Annotated in this window: 14 protein-coding genes; 7 read left to right on the forward strand and 7 right to left on the reverse strand. The window is 67.0% G+C overall.

The annotated features are described in order from the left end of the window. Nucleotides 1-71: 71 nt before the first annotated feature. From QM841_RS23175 to QM841_RS23185, 3 genes are read right to left on the reverse strand one after another with little or no spacing between them, the layout of a single operon-like run. Nucleotides 72-1676 (reverse strand): solute symporter family protein, encoded by a 1605-nt coding sequence (locus QM841_RS23175; RefSeq protein WP_283333713.1) that lies wholly within the window; start codon nt 1674-1676, stop codon nt 72-74. Beyond that, nucleotides 1673-2026 (reverse strand): DUF485 domain-containing protein, encoded by a 354-nt coding sequence (locus QM841_RS23180; RefSeq protein ID WP_009475213.1) that lies wholly within the window; start codon nt 2024-2026, stop codon nt 1673-1675. The genes QM841_RS23175 and QM841_RS23180 overlap by 4 nt, the downstream gene beginning before the upstream one ends. Then, nucleotides 2023-2502: a nuclear transport factor 2 family protein gene (locus QM841_RS23185; protein WP_283333714.1), complete on the reverse strand. Its 480-nt coding sequence runs from the start codon at nt 2500-2502 to the stop codon at nt 2023-2025. Before QM841_RS23185 ends, QM841_RS23180 begins: the two co-directional genes overlap by 4 nt. 203 nt (nt 2503-2705) lie before the next feature. On the opposite strand from QM841_RS23185, the gene QM841_RS23190 reads away from it, so the two are divergent. The 6 genes from QM841_RS23190 (at nt 2706) to QM841_RS23215 (ending at nt 9215) form a co-directional block, all read left to right on the forward strand. Beyond that, nucleotides 2706-3311: a TetR/AcrR family transcriptional regulator gene (locus QM841_RS23190; protein WP_280780578.1), complete on the forward strand. Its 606-nt coding sequence runs from the start codon at nt 2706-2708 to the stop codon at nt 3309-3311. 134 nt (nt 3312-3445) lie between these two features. Continuing rightward, nucleotides 3446-4639 (forward strand): acyl-CoA dehydrogenase family protein, encoded by a 1194-nt coding sequence (locus tag QM841_RS23195; RefSeq protein WP_283333715.1) that lies wholly within the window; start codon nt 3446-3448, stop codon nt 4637-4639. Then, nucleotides 4636-5439, forward strand: a complete 804-nt coding sequence (locus QM841_RS23200; RefSeq protein ID WP_283333716.1) for a hypothetical protein — start codon at nt 4636-4638, stop codon at nt 5437-5439. Before QM841_RS23195 ends, QM841_RS23200 begins: the two co-directional genes overlap by 4 nt. Next, nucleotides 5436-6284, forward strand: a complete 849-nt coding sequence (locus QM841_RS23205) for an alpha/beta fold hydrolase (protein ID WP_283333717.1) — start codon at nt 5436-5438, stop codon at nt 6282-6284. Before QM841_RS23200 ends, QM841_RS23205 begins: the two co-directional genes overlap by 4 nt. Continuing rightward, on the forward strand, nt 6281-7987 hold the full coding sequence (locus QM841_RS23210) for an AMP-binding protein (RefSeq protein ID WP_283333718.1): 1707 nt from the start codon (nt 6281-6283) through the stop codon (nt 7985-7987). The genes QM841_RS23205 and QM841_RS23210 overlap by 4 nt, the downstream gene beginning before the upstream one ends. Then, complete coding sequence (locus QM841_RS23215) at nt 7980-9215, forward strand: acetyl-CoA C-acetyltransferase (RefSeq protein ID WP_283333719.1); 1236 nt, start codon at nt 7980-7982, stop codon at nt 9213-9215. The genes QM841_RS23210 and QM841_RS23215 overlap by 8 nt, the downstream gene beginning before the upstream one ends. A 4-nt stretch (nt 9216-9219) precedes the next feature. On the opposite strand, the gene QM841_RS23220 is transcribed toward QM841_RS23215, so the two are convergent. The 4 genes from QM841_RS23220 to QM841_RS23235 all read right to left on the reverse strand — a co-directional run bounded on the left by QM841_RS23220 (nt 9220) and on the right by QM841_RS23235 (nt 13167). Further along, the gene (locus QM841_RS23220; RefSeq protein WP_283333720.1) at nt 9220-10014 is read right to left on the reverse strand and encodes an alpha/beta fold hydrolase; all 795 of its coding nucleotides are present in this window, start codon (nt 10012-10014) and stop codon (nt 9220-9222) included. 72 nt (nt 10015-10086) lie between these two features. After that, nucleotides 10087-10935: a catechol 1,2-dioxygenase gene (catA, locus tag QM841_RS23225; RefSeq protein ID WP_283333721.1), complete on the reverse strand. Its 849-nt coding sequence runs from the start codon at nt 10933-10935 to the stop codon at nt 10087-10089. A gap of 21 nt (nt 10936-10956) precedes the next feature. Then, complete coding sequence (locus QM841_RS23230) at nt 10957-12573, reverse strand: 4-hydroxyphenylacetate 3-hydroxylase family protein (protein WP_280780570.1); 1617 nt, start codon at nt 12571-12573, stop codon at nt 10957-10959. A gap of 21 nt (nt 12574-12594) precedes the next feature. After that, nucleotides 12595-13167, reverse strand: a complete 573-nt coding sequence (locus QM841_RS23235) for a flavin reductase family protein (RefSeq protein WP_280780569.1) — start codon at nt 13165-13167, stop codon at nt 12595-12597. Nucleotides 13168-13406: 239 nt separating this feature from the next. Between QM841_RS23235 and QM841_RS23240 the strand changes: the two genes are divergently transcribed. Continuing rightward, complete coding sequence (locus QM841_RS23240) at nt 13407-14354, forward strand: AraC family transcriptional regulator (protein WP_283333722.1); 948 nt, start codon at nt 13407-13409, stop codon at nt 14352-14354. Nucleotides 14355-14454: the final 100 nt, after the last annotated feature.

A 14454-nucleotide genomic window follows, 5' to 3' on the forward strand; every position in this document is an offset into this window, starting at 1 on the left:
GGGTGGCGCCGGACACACGTCACGGCCGATGCCCCCGCCGTGACGGCGGGGGCATCGGCCGAGCGTGAAACCTAGTGCGCCTCTGCGAGTTCCGCGCCGATACCGGTCTCGGCGCGCACCAGCATCTCGGCGAACTTCTCGTCTCGATCTGCCGAACGGCCGTGAAGGCGTTCGCCGGCGAGGGAGCCGATCACGGCGGCGGCGAGCCCGAGCGGCATCGTGATGATCACCGGCAACTGAATGGTCAGCGGCGCCGGTCCACTACCCAGCCAGAGCGCCTCCGTGAACATCAGGCTGACCACGGTGGATGCTAATCCGACGGAGATGCCCCACACGGCGCCTGTGCTGTTGAACCGCCGCCAGTTGAGACTGAGCAGCAGGCTGGGCAGGTGCGCACTGCCTGCGACCATGAAGGCCATACCCATGAAGTAGGTGATATTTGTAGTGTCGCCGATTGCCATCGTCAGTCCGATCGCGACGACGCTGAACGCGACCGCCGCATACCGGGCGATCTTCGCCTCGCGGGCATCCGCAGTCTCCGTGCCGGCGTCGGCCGACTTCCGGCGGGTGAGGGTGGGCCACACGTCGTGGGCGAACGTTCCCGCAGCCGAGATCACGACGCCCGCGACGACGGCGACGATGCTCGCGAACGCGACGGCAGCCACCATGGCCAGCGCGATCGAACCACCGATGGTGCCGACGCCTCCGCCGAGTTCCGTGACCAGCGTGGGTGCTGCGAGATTGCCGCCGGCGCCGACACGATCCGCCCCGTCGGGACCGAGAAGCGCGGCGGTGCCGAAGCCCATGACGATGACGATCAGGTAGAAGATGCTGCACAGCGCGACGGTCCAGCCCAGTGACTTCCGGGCCGTCGCGGCCTCGGGGACGGTGAAGAAGCGAATCAGGATGTGCGCCATACCGGCCGTGCCGAGCGCGAACGCCAGGGAGTACGAGATCAGGTTGATCGCACCGGTCTGCCCGAAGATCAGGCCCGGCGAGAGGATGGCATCTCCGGCCGCGGCGTTCGAGGTTGCCGCCCCGAGCATGCCGGGGACGCTGAAGCCGAACTTCGCGAGGATCCCGAGGCACACCACGATCGCCAGGATCGACAGGATGGACGACTTGATCACCTGAACCCACGTGGTCGCCAGCATTCCGCCGACGAAGACGTAGATGCCCATGAGTGATCCGGCCACCACGACGGAGAGACCGAACGGGATCCCCGAGACGGACTCGAGCAGGACACCCGCCGCCACGAGCTGGGCGAGCAGCACGAACGTACCGGTGACGATGGTGCTGAGCGCAACCACCACCCGGACGCGTCGTGCGCCGGTCCGGAACACCAGAACATCCGCGAGCGTGAACTTTCCGACGTTCCGCATCTTCTCGGCGAGGAGGAAGAGGACGGGGAGGAAGGAGACCACCGACGTGCACAGAATGACGGCGCCGTCGACGCCCTTGTAGAAGATCAAGCCGGTGGTGCCCAGGAAGCTACCGGCCGAAATGAATTCGCCGGCGATCGCGAAACCGTTCTGCCAGCCGGTGATCGAGCGACCCGCAGCGAAGAATCCGGTGGCGCTTCGGCTTCGGCGCGATGCGGCGAATGTCACCCACAGCGTGAGTGAGATGACGGCAGCGCAGATGCCGATGGCGAGGAAATCGGCGTCGCCGGTCATGAGGCAACCTCCTGATCACGTTGCGCGATGGCCCGGACTGCGGCATCGGCTGCGGGTTGGATATAGGTTCGGGAAAGCCGGAAGTACGCGTACACGAGCACCCAGGTGCCGGCGAACTGGGAGAACACCACCCACAGAGACAGTGGAATGCCGAACGCCGAGTTGTCGCCGAGGAATTCGGGGAAGAAGGCGAATCCGACGAGAAAGCCTGAGAACAGTGCGATCGCGATCAGGCCGAGTCCGGCAGTGACCGCCCGGCGTCGTCGTCGCAGTTCGACGAACTCCGGCAACACGAGAATCGGTGACCAGACGGCTGCGCTCGCCGCGGTGGCGGGGGACTCGGTGGTCACGCGTTCACCGCCGCACGTCGTGCCGAGTCGAGCGCAAACTGGTTCTCGTCCCAGCCCTCCGCGAGCGGACCGAAGTAGTGGAAGCGCACCTGCTTGACGCGGTACAACCAGCGGCCGTCGACTTTGACGGCCTCGTCCGTGTATCGGCCGGCGGCGATGGAGGCGTTGCCGTCGGATACACAGGGCTGCCACAGGAACGAGCGGACGGTGGCGCGATCGCCGTCGAGGTCGATCTCCAGGTTGGTGATGAAATGCCAGAACGCGGTGAGCCCGCCAGGGGCGAGGCCGGCGAAGAACGCCCGCATCTCGCTCTTGCCCTTAGGGTTGGACAGCCCGTCGAATTCGCCGTCGTCGGTGAACAGATCCATCAGGGCGTCCCAATTGCCGTCGTCGAGATGGCGGCAGTACTGCGCGTCGAGGTACCGGATGGCCTCCAGGTCTTCCAGGCGGCGAATTCGATCTTCGAGGGTGCTCAAGGTGGCATACCTCCACGGTGTGAGGAGCGGAATGCGCGAACTGGTCATTAACGAGTGTTCACGTGATGTGGACCATAATGGACGCGCTACCGCCGGTCAACACCGTGCGCCGTTCACCTGGATCGACGTGCGTGAAGGCTGGTGAGCTGCGTTTTCTGCAGGGTGTGTTGCCCGCGCCTTGTGCGGCACCTACCCTCCGAGGGATGAACACTCGGTCAAGCGGTGCGGTGATTCCCTCCGTCCGGCAGCGGATCCTGGACGCGGCGCTGGAGGAGTTCTATACCGCCGGCTTTCATGCGGCGACCATGCGCACCATCGCCAAACGTGCGGGCTGCAGTGCCGCCAACGTGTACAACCATTTCGAGAACAAGGACGAGCTCCTGGTCGAGATTCTGCGGTCGGCCAGTGACGAGCAGTTCACCGCCACCCGGACCGCTCTGCGGAAGGCTGGGTCCGCGCCGGCGGAGCAGTGGACGGCCGCGGTGGTCGCGCATTCGCTGTACACCGCCCGCAATCAGCAAGCCTGCCTGGTGGCGAACACCGAGCTGCGGTACCTCGACGAGGTGGACCGCAAACGGGTCGTGGGCTCGCGCGACGCGCAGGAGCACCTGTTCGTCACCATCGCGGAGGCGGGTGTGGCGGGTGGTGACTTCGACGTCCCCCATGTTCACCAGGCGGTGACTGCGGTGCTCACCATGTGCGCGGGAATCGCGCTCTGGTACCGCCCGGACGGACCGTTGTCCGCGCAGGCGGTCGCGGACTCGTACGGCGTCTATGCGCTCAACCTGGTCGGATACCGTCCCGCCTGACTCGGGGAGATTCGGCATTGACGGTGCGTCCCGTCCGTGCTCTACTGGGTGAACAAGCGTTAATGTGATCCGAGTGTGGAACCGCGAGTTCCCCGAGTCACGCGCCCCGTAATTCGAGTGGATGAGGAGTGTCCATGACTCACCGGCCGTCACAGCCGCGTACCGACTCGCCGCGGTATCTGACCGAGGACCGGGTGGCGATCCGTGACCTGGCTCGCGAGTTCGCGATGAAGCAGGTGCTCCCGGTCGCCAACGAACTCGACCCGGTCCGCGGCACCATCCCGGACACGGTGAAGAAGGCGATGGCCGAGGTCGGGTTCTTCGGGATCATGATCCCCGAGGAGCACGGCGGTCTCGGTCTCGGGGTGTTCGAGTACTGCCTGGTCGCGGAGGAGTTGTCCCGGGCGTGGATGAGCGTGTCGGGGCTGCTGGCCCGCGGCAACGGGATGGGCGGCGGGTTCACCGCGGAGCAGGAGGCGGCGTTGCTGCCGAAGGTCGCGCGTGGTGAGTACCTCGGGGCGTATGCGCTGTCGGAGGCCGAGGCCGGATCGGATGTGGCGAACATTTCGTGCCGCGCGACCCGCGACGGCGACGATTGGGTGATCAGCGGCACCAAGATGTGGTGCACGTACGCCGACGAGGCCGACTACCTGGTGCTGTTTGCGCGCACCGATCCGCACAAGGATCCGGCGAAACCGCACCGGGGGATCAGCGCGTTCCTGATCGACAAGCAGCGCGGCGGGTTCCCGGAGGGGATCAGCGGGACGAAGATCCGCAAGATCGGGTATTTCGGGTGGAGCACGTGGGAGCTCTCGTTCGACAATTTCCGGGTGCCGGCCACGGCCATGCTCGGTGCGGAGGGCAAGGGTTTCTACCTGGCGGTGTCCGGTCTGGAGGTGGGGCGGGCGCATACCGCGGCCCGGGCGATCGGTCTGGCGCGGGGTGCGTTGGAGGATTCGATCGCGTATCTGCACACCCGCCGGCAGTTCGGGCACGAGTTGGCCGATTTTCAGCATCTGCGGTTCAAGGTCGCGAAGATGGCCGCCGACATCGAGGCCGCCCGGCAGTTGATGTATTCGGTGGCCACCGATATCGACACCGGCCGTCGGTGTTCGCTGGAGGCGTCGATGTGCAAGCTGGTGGCGACGGAGATGGCCGAGCGGGTGACGAGTGAGGCGGTGCAGATTCACGGCGGCGCCGGGTACACCACCGACTTCCAGGTCGAGCGGCATTGGCGGGATGCGCGGTTGACGAAGATCTTCGAGGGCACCAGCGAGATCCAGATGCGGATCATCTCCGACGAACTGCTGGGGAGGGCAGGCGAATGAGCACACTCACCACAAGTATCGCCGTCGGCGATCGCACTGTGAGCGACGCCCGACGCGTCTCCGAACTCGGACTGTCGCTGCCGGAGGCGTCGTTGACGGGAATCGTCGTAGCGGGAGTACTCGCTCCGGCGACGACGTCCGGTGCCACACGCAGCGGATTGCAATGGAATTCGCAGTACGCGGTGGCGGGCGACGACGTCGTCCACGTCGAGTCCGTAGTCACGCGCGTCGAACAGTCCGAGACCGGAGCCGAGTTCGATCGCCACGTGCGGCTCGTCGACGAGGCCGGGTCGATTCGCGAGGAGGGAATCGAGACGTGGCGTTCGCCCGAACCGTCCGACGTGCGATTCGATCCCGGTGTCGACTTCTGCACACCGGCCTGGGGAGAGCGTCTCCGCGAATCTCTCTCCACCGATACAGCCTTCGCGTCCTCACTGTCGACGTGGGACGGCACCGTGGGTCTGCGGTGCACCGACTCCTCGGGCCGGGCCCGCGAACTGCAGCTGCGGATCTACCGCGGAACGATCATCGACGTCGCCCGCCGCGTCCCGGGTGGGGCAACGTTCACACTCATCGCCCCGGCCGTCACCTGGGTCGACCTGGTGTTCGCCGAACGGAACGATTTCATGCGCCGCGCCATCAGCGGTGAATTCTCTTCCAGCGGTGAGGGGTACGAGTACCTGCGCCTCACCAAACCGCTCGACATCATCATCGCCCATGCCCGCAGCGCCGCACGTGAGTGGCAAAGCGTGTCGGGGCACACTTTGCCACTCACGTGCGGAAGGCAGGCCCGGCCATGATCGAGGCCCGATACCTGGAGATCGACGGAGCGCTCGGCTTCGCCGAGATCATCACCCCCGACAATCAGCCGGCCACCGAGGCGCCCACCGTTCTATGCCTGCACACCGCAGGCCAGAGCGGAGTCCAGTGGCGGCACGTCGCGTCCGAACTGGCAGGCCGGGGCTACCGGGTGATCGTCCCCGACCTTCCGGGGCACGGACGTTCCGAGCCCGCGGTCGACGGTCCCGTCACCAGCATCGTCGCCTTCGGAGACTGGCTCGGGAAGGTCCTCGATGCGCTCGCCGTCGAACGCCCCTTCGTCGTCGGGTGTTCCATCGGTGGCAAACTGACACTCGAACTCGCCACGCGGTCGTCGAGGCCGCTGGCCGGAGCGATTGCGATGGCAGCGGAGGCCGGTCCCGGCCGCGTCAACGTGGGAGGGTTGCGCCGCGAACTCGAGGATGTCGCCGGGCCCAGCCGCGCCGACCGCACCTACCTGGGCACGCTCGCCTCCGTCGGACATTCCGTGCCCGAGGCGAAGGCGCACCTGATCGCCACGATGCACAAGCGTGAGGACCCGGAGATCTCGTCGTCCGACCTGATCGGCTGGGGGACGCACGACGTGCGCGACCGGATCGCCGAGATCACCTGTCCTCTCAGGCTCGTCGCCGGCGCGCAGGACCCGTGGATCGACGCCGGACGCGTCGAGCAGACCGTGTCGGCGCTCGACGCCGCCCGTCCCGGACTTGCGTCCTTCGCCCTGCTCGAGGGCATCGGCCACTACCCCATGGAGGAGATCGACGACTTCGCCTCGGTGGCGGACGAGTGGTTGACCGAACTGCGTGCGGCGGTGGTGCTCTCGTGACGGCGCACGACACGGCGACGCGGCGTGACACACTCGCCTCGCTGCTCGACGAACTCGTGACCGCCGACCCGGGTGCCGCCGCAACCCTCGACGTCGTCGACGGCGATCCGGTCGTCACCAGCCGCACCGAACTTCGTGCCCACGTCGACGCCCTGAAGTCGGAACTCCTGCGCGTCGGCGTCCGGCGCGGCCAGTGTGTGGCCGTCCTGTTGCCGAACTGGTCGGACGCGATCGTCTGGCAACTCGCCGCGTCCGCTGTGGGTGCACACGTCATCGGCGTCAACACCCGCTACAACACGCACGAGATCGCACACATCCTCACCTCTGCGCGTCCCGCGGTGGTGGCCGTGGCCGACCACTTCCACGGTCTCGACCTGTTCGGCCGACTCGAAGAGGCACAGCACTCCCTCGACCTCCCGGCACCGGCTGTTGCCGTCGTGTGCGGACCTCGAACGGAAAGCGCCGCTCCCGACCTGGCGCGATTCGACCTCGGCGGCGGTGCCTGGACAGCGGGCAGCGCGGACACCGGAACCGTCCAGGTGCCGGAGACACCCGACAGGGCAACCGTCACGGCTGCCGGCGAGCGGGCTGACCCGGACGACGTGCTCGCAGTCGCGTTCACGACGTCCGGATCCACCGGTGTCCCCAAACTCGCGGCGCACCGCGAATCGGCGGTGGTACGGCACGCGCGAGCCGACGCCGTCGTCCTCGGCGTCGAACCGGGCGACGTCACCCTGTGCGTCCTGCCGGTGTCCGGGGTATTCGGATACTCCACTGCTCTGGCCACTCTCGCGGGTGGCGGCACGCTGCTGATGGAACCCGTCTTCGACGCCGCGGCCACGCTGGCCCGCATGGAATCGGCGAAGGTGACGCACGTCGTCGGCGGTGACGATCTCTTCACCCGGCTCCACGACACGTGGCACGCGGGTAACCGCGCCGACCTGTCGTCGTTGAAACGCCTCGGGATCGCCGACTTCCTCGGCCGGTCGCACGAGGTCGCCGCGTGGGTGCGCGACGAATTCGACGCCGTCACCACGGGCGTCTTCGGGTCGTCCGAGGTGTTCGCCCTGATGCTCCTGTGGGATGCCGCGGACCCGGAATCCCTGCGCTGGAACGGCGGTGGGCGTCCGGTCGAACCCGGCATCGAGGTTCGCATCGTCGACCCGCTGGACGACTCCGTCCTTCCGGACGGTGAGCAGGGCGAGCTCCAGGTGCGCGGACCGAACGTCGTCGACGCCTACCTCGGCAATCCGGATGCGGCGGGTCGGGCGTTCACGAGGGACGGGTGGTTCCGCAGCGGCGACCTGGCCGTCGCGACCGGCGACGGCGGCTATACGTACGTGTGCCGGATGGGGGACGTCCTCCGGCTACGCGGATTCCTGGTGGACCCCGCCGAGATCGAGCACCGCCTGGCCGAACACGACGCCGTCCACCTGACGAAGGTCGTGGGCATCACCGGCTCCGGCGGATACACCGAGGCGGTGGCGTTCGTCGTCCCCACCGACGGTGCGTCGGCCGGCGCCGCCGAGCTCAAGGCATGGTGCGCAGAGTCGCTGGCGGCGTTCAAGGTTCCCGCCGCGGTGCACGTGATCGAGGAAATGCCGACCACCGTGGGCGGCAACGGAGCCAAGATCCGAGCGGTCGAACTGCGTGAATGGGCGCAGCGCTGGACCGATCACGAAAGGGATTTCCGCAGTGCCTGAAAATACGAATGCCCAGGCGGACGATGTCGTCGTCTGTGAGCCCCTGCGCACCCCCGTCGGCCGATACGGCGGTCAGTTCAAGGACGTACCCGCCGCCGACCTCGGCGCTCGGGTGGTGTCCGAACTGCTCGCGCGGACGAAGGTCGATCCGGGCAGGGTCGACGACGTGATCTTCGGTCAGTGCTACCCGAACGGTGAGGCGCCTGCCATCGGCCGCGTTGTGGCCCTGGACGCGGGAATGCCGGTGACGGTTCCCGGTCAGCAACTCGACCGTCGTTGCGGATCCGGTCTGCAGGCGGTGCTCGACGCGGCGATGCGGGTGCAGACGGGGATCGCCGAACTGGTGATCGCCGGCGGCGTGGAATCGATGAGCCGCGCCGAGTACTACACCGAGTCGATGCGCTGGGGAGCCAACGGTGCGCCGGCAGCGCTCCACGACCGGCTCGCCCGCGGTCGTGTCACCGCAGGCGGACGCAATTATCCGGTGCCGGGCGGCATGCTCGAGACGGCGGAGAACCTGCGCCGCAAGTACGACATCAGCCGCCTCGAGCAGGACGAACTCGCAGTGAGTTCCCACCGGCGGGCGGTCGCCGCGATCGACTCGGGAAAGTTCGCCGAGGAGATCGTGCCGGTGGAAGTTCCCGTCCGCAAGGGCGATCCGCAGGTCGTCGACCGGGACGAGCACCCCCGAGCCGACACGACAATCGAGTCGCTCGCTCGGTTGCGGCCCATCATGGGCGGCACCGACCCCGACGCGACCGTCACCGCCGGCAACGCCAGTGGGCAGAACGACGGTGCGGCAGCATGCCTCGTCACTACCCGGGCGGAGGCGGAGCGTTTGGGGCTCCGGCCCCTCGCACGCCTGGTCACCTGGGCGGTCGCCGGGGTGGAGCCGTCCGAGATGGGCATCGGACCGGTGCCGTCCACCGAACGGGCCCTGAAACGCGCCGGGCTGACGCTCGCCGACATCGACCTCATCGAACTGAACGAGGCCTTTGCGGCGCAGGCGCTGGCTGTCACGCGCGAATGGAATTTCGGTGCACAGGATTTCGACCGCACCAATGTCAACGGCTCGGGAATCTCGCTCGGGCATCCCGTCGGTGCGACCGGGGTGCGGATCCTGACTACACTGCTGCGCGAGATGGACCGTCGCGGAGCCCGTTACGGCCTCGAGACGATGTGCATCGGCGGTGGCCAGGGACTGACCGCGATCTTCGAGAGGGTCTGACCACTCAGCTGTCGAGAGCCCGAATCCAGTCGGTGAGCGCCCGCACAACCTGTGCGGGCGCTTCCGGCATGAGCGCATGGCTCGCATTCGGGATGACGGTCACGGTGACCAACTCGCCGAACCGATCAAGCAATTCGTTCTCCGTCTCGCGCGGACGGAACGGATCGAGAGCGGATTGCAGGTCCAGGATCGGCTGGTGCGCGACCTCCCACCACTCGTCCTTGGGTGTGGCGGCCGAGGCAGCGAGTTGCCGCTTCGACACCTCCGGATACCAGCCGGTCAGCCACTCGGCCGGATCGTTGCCGGGTGCGAAGAATCCGGCCTGCAGGTAGCCGATCCGCTCTGCCTCGGGCAGTGAGGAATCGGAGCATTTGACCGCCAGCGCCGTCAGCGCGGCTGGGTAGTTGCGGGCACCCGCCGCAGCCACGACGACCCCGCGCACCAGGTCGGGCCGGTCGGCGGCGAGCATCCGTGCGACGTAGTGCCCGAAGGCATGTCCGAGAACGACGGCCGCACCGTTGTCCTGTTCCTCGATCACTGCTCCGACGTCGGCGGCCAGGTCGTGCAACGTGATGTCCTCCAGCGGTCCCGTGCTCCGGCCGATGCCACGCGGCTGGGGACGGCACACCCGGAAACCGTTCTGCGCGAGTCCCGCCGAGACGTCGTCGTAGTCGTATGACTCGCGGCCGAGGGAAGGCAGCAGGATCACCGACGGACCGCTGCCCTCGACGACCACTTCGATCACGGCCGTCGCGGTGTGCACGAACTCTGTCGTCCGCGCCGGTGATGTGCTCGGCATGATGTTTCCTCCACAAACGTCGATCCCCCGGGCGACACGATCTTTCGCGTCGCCCGGGGGAGGGTGGGTGTCTCAGTCCGCGGCGGGATCGAGCGCGAAGTCGTAGCTGACAACCTTACGCCCGGCGTCGTCGAGCTGCGGGTCGAGAAGGAGTTCGGGTTTGGTTGCGGTGGCGACGTCGTCGTCGATCCAGTCGCCGCCGGCGAAGTACAGCTGGGTGATGATCGGCTGCTTGCCCGGGGACGTCACCCGCAGGTGCAGGTGCGCCGGACGCCACGGGTGCCAGCCGGCCCCCTCGATGAACTGTCCGGTCGGGCCGTCGGTCGGGATCTGGTACGGGGCAGGCTCGATGGTGGTGATTTCGTACCGCCCGTCCGGGTCGGTGACGATGGTCCCACGCAGGTTCCATTCCGGCAGGTGCGGGGCGAACTGCGAGTAGTAACCCTCGTCGTCGGCGTGCCACAACTCGATGATCGCCCCGCCGAGGCCTGCCCCGTCGAGGTCGGTGACCCGGCCGCGGAGGACGAGGGCGGGGTGGGCCCGGTCCTCCTCGCGCATCGGCAGGGTGCACCGCGCGGGCAGTTCCGGTGCGCCGGGCACGTAGTACGGTCCCTCGATGCTGCCCTTGGTGCCCCGGAACCGGGTGGAGTTGACCTCCTCGATGTCGTGCTCGACGAACACGTCGAGCAGCAGCGGCCACTCGCCACCCTCACCGACATCGATGAGCCACTGCTTGAGGACCCGGTACTCCGGGTAGGTGACGGCGTGCTTGTGGATCAGGGCGCTCAGCCCGGCGAGCGCCTCGGTGGCGATCGCGGACAGGCGTTCCGGGGACGTGTCGGCGGTGAACCTTGCGCCCTTGAACTTGTCGGTGGCGGCGTTGCCGGAGCCGACCGCGGTGGGGCTGTCGATGGTGGTCATGGTTTCTCCTGGTCTGCGCGGTTAGCTGCGGCCGAAGTAGGACACGTCGTCGTTGCCGATCAGGTCGGGCACCGTCCACCCGTCCAGGTCGTACTCGGCCAGGCACTGCTCGGCCAGACCCTTCATCGAGCTGACCGTGCCCCGGTTCTCGGCGAACATCAGCAGTTCCGCCTTCACGCCCTCGTGGTTGCCGGCGTAGTTGCGCTCGTAGAGTTCGTGGCGGCCACCGAACTCGCTGCCGATCGAATCCCACAGCGCCTTCATGATCTTGACGCGCTCGACCGCGGTCATGCCCTCCGAGCCGCGGACGTACTTGTCGAGGTACGGGCGGACGTCGGGGCTCTTGAAGTCGGCGGACGAGGACGGCAGGTAGATCAGCCCGGACGCGACGTCCTGTTCGATGATCTCCTTGATCCGCGGGTAGCCCTGCTGCATGAACATCCGGTACGTCAGTCCGTACTCGAGCTTCGGGATGACGGTGTCACCCACCCACGGTTCCGGGTCGCGGACCATCGATTCGGTCAACGACCAGAACAGGTTCCGCCAGCCGATGACCTCACCGACGCGGGTCTGCACCCCGCGGAAGCCGCCCGCTCCGGTGGCGTCGAGGGCCTTCATCAACAGCCCGGCGATGAAATCCAGTTTCACCGCCAAGCGGGTGCAGCCCTGAAGGGTGAAGCGGGGCAGGAACCCGGACTGCGGGAAGAACGCGTTGATCTTGTCCACGTCGCCGTACATGAACACGTTCTCCCACGGCACCAGCACCTTGTCGAAGACGAAGATGGTGTCGTTCTCGTCCATCCGGCTCGACAGCGGGTAGTCGAACGGGGAGCCCATCACCGCGGCCTGCTGGGTGTAGGAGGTGCGGCAGATCAGCTTCACCCCCGGTGCGTCCATCGGCACGGTGCAGATCAGCGCGAATTGCTTCTTCTTGATCGGCAGGCCGTAGTGGGCGATGAAGTTGTAATTGGTGATCGCCGACCCGGTCGCCACGACCTTCGCACCGGAGACGATGAGGCCGGCGTCGGTTTCCTTCTCCACCTTCATGAACACGTCACCCACCTCGTCGGGCGGGAGCTGGCGGTCGACCGGCGGGTTGATGATCGCGTGATTCCAGTACAGAACCTTCTCCTGCGATTCCTTGTACCAGCGTTCGGCGTTGTCCTGGAACGGTGAATACAGTTCCTTGTTCGCGTGCAGGGTGCCGAGGAACGACGCCTTGTAATCGGGGCTCCGGCCCATCCACCCATACGTCATCCGCGCCCAGGTGGCGATCGCGTCACGATCCTTCAGCAGATCGTCGGAGTTCTTCGGCGCCCGGAAGAACGGCATCGTCACACCCCCGCTGCCGGTGTCCGTCGGGGTGGTCAGGGCGTCGACGTGCTCGCCGGTGTGCATCGCGTCGTAGAGGCGGGCGGTCATCCGGATCGGGTTACGGAACGCCGGATGCGTCGTGACATCCTTGACACGCTCGCCGTGCAGGTAGATCTCGCGGTCGTCACGCAGCGACTCGATGTACTCGTCACCGGTCATCGGGCGGGTGGCGAAGTTCGCGGTCCGGTTCGCTTCACAGTCCGCGGCGACATTGACCTTCGTGCGGTCGACGTCGGTATCGGCGGCAGCTTCGGTGGTGGTCATGGTGTTCCCTTTCGGTCAGGATTACGAGGCAGCCTGGGCGAGCTGCAGGTGGAGTGGTGTGAACGACGCGGCGGCGTCGAACCATCCGCTGTGGGGGTCGTCGAGGCAGCCGTTCCACGCCGTGGTGCCCGACGCGGCACCGAGATCGTGGAAGGTGCTGCGGTAGAACAGCAGTGGGTCCTTGGTCTGGTCGACGGATGCATCGACGATCTCGCCGATGAAGATGATGTGGTCACCACCGTCGTAGGACGCCCAGGGCGAGCACGTGAGCGTCGCCGCGTTGCCGGACAGTGCGGGAGCGATGCCTGAGGAGTCCCACACCGGTTCCGTCCGTTGCGGTTTGCCGGCGAAATGCATGGCCGTGTCGAGCTGATCGGCGGCCAGAATGTTCACCGCGAACGGTGCATCACCGAGGTAGCTGCATGCCTTCGATTTCCGGGTCAACGTCACCTGGCACAGCCGCGGCTCGATCGAGACGGCGGTGAAGGCGGTGACGGTCGCGCCGTGCGGCTCGCCGGCGGCATTGGCGCACGTGATCACGGTGACGCCACTGGCGAACTGGCCGAAAATGTTACGCAGAGTGCGCTGGTCCATTTCTCCTGACCGCCTTTCTGCACGATTCGTGCGATAGCCCCCGCGATGAGGGACCTGCACAACGTATGACGGGCGTCACAGTCCGTCGATCCGCATTGCGAAGGCGCGATCCGGAACGCGAAACGGGTTTGCCGGACAGGTGTCGGACGCCCTTGCAGTGACGTGAGTCACAGGCGATGCTAGGGTCGGGAGTTGCCCATGCGCGGTCGTGGCGCGAGGTGAGAGGTCTGGACGTACGCATGCGAGGAGAGCTGGAAGGTCCCGGTTTCACCGACTGGGACGAGGTTCACGAGGTGGTTGCGGACGCGTACTTCCCTCACGAGCTGCGTCCGCTGTCGCGGGACACCGCGGCGCGATCGTCGCTGGAGTCCTCCCAGATGGGCGCGTCCAGGCTCGCCCGGATCGGTTTCGGGGCGCCCGTGTCGATCGAGTCCGACCATCCCGGTGCCTACGGCATCAACATCCCGCTGGCCGGCCGCATCGTCTCCGTCACCGGCGGCACGGAAGTGACCTCGACACCGGGGCTGGCCACCATCTGCCCGCCCGACACCCGGACCGTCATCACCAACTGGAGCAGTTCCTGCGAGATCATCGGGTTCAAGGTGGACAGGGACTACCTGCAGCGCGAAATGGACCGCGTGCTCGCACGGCCCGGGCAGGAGTTGCCGCGGCAACTCGACCTACGCACCGGCGCCGGCGCCGACTGGCTGAGGTTCGTCCGCTCCGTCGCCGACCAGGCGTTGCGCGACAGCGTTCTCCTGCACAGCGATCAGGTGTCGCAACAACTGTGTGGAGCATTGACCACGGCGCTCGTGCTCACCGCGATGCCGGACGACGACACGGGTGCCGCGGGAATCCGGCCGCGCATCGTCAAGCGGGTCATCGACGCGATCCAGCAGGACCCGGCCCGCCCGTGGAGCGCGGGGGAGATGGCCGAACTCGTCGGCGTGAGCGTCCGGCGCATGCAGCAGGGGTTCCGAGAATACGTGGGCATGACACCGATGGAGTACCTCGTCGACGTGCGCCTCGAGCGTGTCCACGCAGACCTCACCGGAAGCGATTCCTGCGCAACTGTTTCCGAAGTCGCGACACGCTGGGGGATCATGCACACCGGCAGATTCGCCGCCGCCTACCGCCGCAAGTACGGCGTGACGCCGTCCGAGTCACTGCGCGATCGCGGGCTCTGATCGGTTCGGTGGCGAGGCTCGGTCGGAAGCGTGTCCAAAGGATCGCTGGCGACAGCTACGTTGCATCGTGGGCTTGGCTTCCAGCGTCAGGTATCTCTTT

Source organism: Rhodococcus sp. IEGM 1307 (assembly GCF_030056915.1).
Taxonomy (GTDB): Bacteria; Actinomycetota; Actinomycetes; order Mycobacteriales; family Mycobacteriaceae; genus Rhodococcus_F; species Rhodococcus_F opacus_D.

Excerpts from the sequence above, each read along its gene's own strand:
- QM841_RS23190 (WP_280780578.1), top strand. The coding sequence starts at position 2,706 with ATGAACACTCGGTCAAGCGGTGCGGTGATTCCCTCCGTCCGGCAGCGG.
- QM841_RS23240 (WP_283333722.1), top strand. The coding sequence starts at position 13,407 with ATGCGAGGAGAGCTGGAAGGTCCCGGTTTCACCGACTGGGACGAGGTT.
- QM841_RS23205 (WP_283333717.1), top strand. The coding sequence starts at position 5,436 with ATGATCGAGGCCCGATACCTGGAGATCGACGGAGCGCTCGGCTTCGCC.
- QM841_RS23195 (WP_283333715.1), top strand. The coding sequence starts at position 3,446 with ATGACTCACCGGCCGTCACAGCCGCGTACCGACTCGCCGCGGTATCTG.
- QM841_RS23220 (WP_283333720.1), bottom strand. The coding sequence starts at position 10,014 with ATGCCGAGCACATCACCGGCGCGGACGACAGAGTTCGTGCACACCGCG.
- QM841_RS23200 (WP_283333716.1), top strand. The coding sequence starts at position 4,636 with ATGAGCACACTCACCACAAGTATCGCCGTCGGCGATCGCACTGTGAGC.
- QM841_RS23230 (WP_280780570.1), bottom strand. The coding sequence starts at position 12,573 with ATGACCACCACCGAAGCTGCCGCCGATACCGACGTCGACCGCACGAAG.
- catA (WP_283333721.1), bottom strand. The coding sequence starts at position 10,935 with ATGACCACCATCGACAGCCCCACCGCGGTCGGCTCCGGCAACGCCGCC.
- QM841_RS23175 (WP_283333713.1), bottom strand. The coding sequence starts at position 1,676 with ATGACCGGCGACGCCGATTTCCTCGCCATCGGCATCTGCGCTGCCGTC.
- QM841_RS23235 (WP_280780569.1), bottom strand. The coding sequence starts at position 13,167 with ATGGACCAGCGCACTCTGCGTAACATTTTCGGCCAGTTCGCCAGTGGC.